This is a genomic window from Caballeronia choica, assembly GCF_001544535.1.
Lineage (GTDB): Bacteria > Pseudomonadota > Gammaproteobacteria > Burkholderiales > Burkholderiaceae > Caballeronia > Caballeronia choica.
Map to the genome: position 1 here is coordinate 1 of NZ_FCON02000396.1, position 1,939 is coordinate 1,939.

The 1,939-nt window shown below is 61.7% G+C and carries 4 protein-coding genes; all 4 read right to left on the reverse strand.

The window, feature by feature from the left end; all coding sequences use genetic code 11:
• On the reverse strand, positions 1–257 hold a 257-nt coding region (locus tag AWB68_RS44380), incomplete at its 3' end, for a hypothetical protein (RefSeq protein WP_200828979.1).
• Between the two features lie 64 nt (positions 258–321).
• Positions 322–627, reverse strand: coding sequence for a hypothetical protein (locus AWB68_RS47840; protein ID WP_125483295.1), 306 nt, complete (start codon positions 625–627; stop codon positions 322–324).
• Positions 628–761: 134 nt separating this feature from the next.
• On the reverse strand, positions 762–1,136 hold the full coding sequence (locus tag AWB68_RS47845; RefSeq protein ID WP_125483296.1) for a hypothetical protein: 375 nt from the start codon (positions 1,134–1,136) through the stop codon (positions 762–764).
• A 19-nt stretch (positions 1,137–1,155) separates the two neighbouring features.
• On the reverse strand, positions 1,156–1,755 hold the full coding sequence (locus AWB68_RS44395; RefSeq protein ID WP_125483297.1) for a hypothetical protein: 600 nt from the start codon (positions 1,753–1,755) through the stop codon (positions 1,156–1,158).
• Positions 1,756–1,939: the final 184 nt, after the last annotated feature.

A 1,939-nucleotide genomic window follows, 5' to 3' on the forward strand; every position in this document is an offset into this window, starting at 1 on the left:
TCGCGCTCCTTGAGGCCAGCATCGATACCGGCCAAGGCACGCTCGCGCCATTCTTCGAGCCGGTATATCGGTACCGCAACTTCGCGCGAAATGGCGTCCACCGGCTCGCCGCGCAACAAGCGCAAGACAACTTGTTTCTTCCGATTGGCCGACCACCGTTTCACTTCGGCGGCCGCGCCGGGGGCGCTTCCAGTCGCGCTACGCGCTCCTTCCACCGCCCCCGGCACAACCTCGGCGATCTTCGACTTCTTCAGCATGTTCAACTCCGTTTCCAGAAACACGTTTTACCCCAAAATCGTGTCCAGGAAAATCGGAGGCGGTTCAGCCCTTGGCATCGAAGTGGTCCTTCGCGACTAAGATCGCAGTCTCGGCGTCAAAGGCTGACTTGTAGCTCACCAGAAATTCGTTCGCAAACTCGCGGCACTGCATGCGGGAGGCCCAAAACCAAGTCTCGCTCCAGTTGGCCGGGTCCGGTTCGAGAAGCTTGGCGACCGTGTCGCCGACCTCATCCACGTTGATGCCAGTAAAGGGACGCCGATTCAGAATCGGCTCGCACACACGCTTGATGATCGCGAAAACCTCCGCGCGCATCGCTGCTTCCTCCGGTGTGGGTTCGGTTGGATTCATGTCCGCGCTCTCTTTGGTCCTGTTGCTGCCGTCATCTGAAACGGGACACAGTACTGTGTCCCGCTGTCTGTGACCGGTCGCACGGAGAAAGTCGAGTCGAGCCTTTAGCGCGTCCGCCTCGGCGATCCCCCGTTTCAACTCCTCTTCCCATGCGCGGGCTTTCTGTTCGATCGCAGCAACGTCCAGCTTGAGCCCGGGTTTGTAACTCCCGTCCGCATTCCTTCGCATTTCACCTGAGGCGCACAGGAGAGCGCCATGAAAAGTTGCCCGTGAAGGTTGTCGACTGCGAGGCGGATCGGAACAAAACCATCATCGGGCAAGTGTTGCGATGCACCGGGTCCAGCAAAGGCCGTCCATTCGGCCCATTGTTTCGGGTAGTCGTTGGCCACCGCGGCGACCAGTTCCTCGAGGCCCACGCCGTCATGGCGCTTCGAGAAGCGCCGTGCGAAGGTCGATTGGACGAGGTCGCGCGTGCGGGCCTGCATATCAAAGGTGTCTTGAGGTTCCATGGTTTTTCCTCCGGTTGAATCAGCGAAAAGCGTCCGTGGCGTCGGGTTCACCGAGCTCGACCAGCTGGCGGTGGACGTACACGGTGAGCGCGGTAACCAGCCCGTCCAGATCCGCGATTCCCAGTTCGGCCGCGATCAGCGGCGCGACGCGCGCGGGCCACGCCAGCCAGATATCGCGCTGCTCCCGGCACAGTTCGAAGACGACCGAGCGCGCCTGCGCCATGTCGACCACCGAGCCTGAACGCTGCTCGTAATCGAGGCGGCGCAGGAAGGCGAGATAGTTTTCCTTTACCCGTAGCGCTTCGCCATAGGCGAGACCCTTGCCAGCGGATCCAGCGGCAGGCTCCGGCGGCGCCGTCGATGCTCCCTGGAGCGGATCCGCCGGCGCTTCTGGCGGCAGTGGTTGCGGGAGGGAAACCGGTTGCGGCGGTTGCGGATCAATCGTCGGTTTCGACGGCGAGATCCCGCGCGAGCCCATTCGCCAAGGCGAGCCAACGAGCCGGTCGTCCATCAATCCATTCGGGAGCTGGGCCAGTCGGCCAGTCTTCACGGCCCGCACCACCAACGTGTGCGAGACGCCCTCGCGTCGAGCAAATTCACGGATCGAAATCGAAGTCATGGCGGCGGCTGAACAAGTGGAAACAGAGTGGAAACACTTTTTTAGGTCCAGAGCTGGCCGAAAAACACGGTGCGCGATGCCCCTGGCTTTTCCAAAGGCCGGAAAGGTGGAGCGCGACAATTACAGTGTCCGGTCGTTGACAACTATCCTGGCCGGTGGTGAGGAGTCGAAGGCGGCGTAGCCG

Coding starts and splice junctions, on each gene's coding strand:
- AWB68_RS47840 (WP_125483295.1), bottom strand. CDS start 627: ATGAATCCAACCGAACCCACACCGGAGGAAGCAGCGATGCGCGCGGAG.
- AWB68_RS47845 (WP_125483296.1), bottom strand. CDS start 1,136: ATGGAACCTCAAGACACCTTTGATATGCAGGCCCGCACGCGCGACCTC.
- AWB68_RS44395 (WP_125483297.1), bottom strand. CDS start 1,755: ATGACTTCGATTTCGATCCGTGAATTTGCTCGACGCGAGGGCGTCTCG.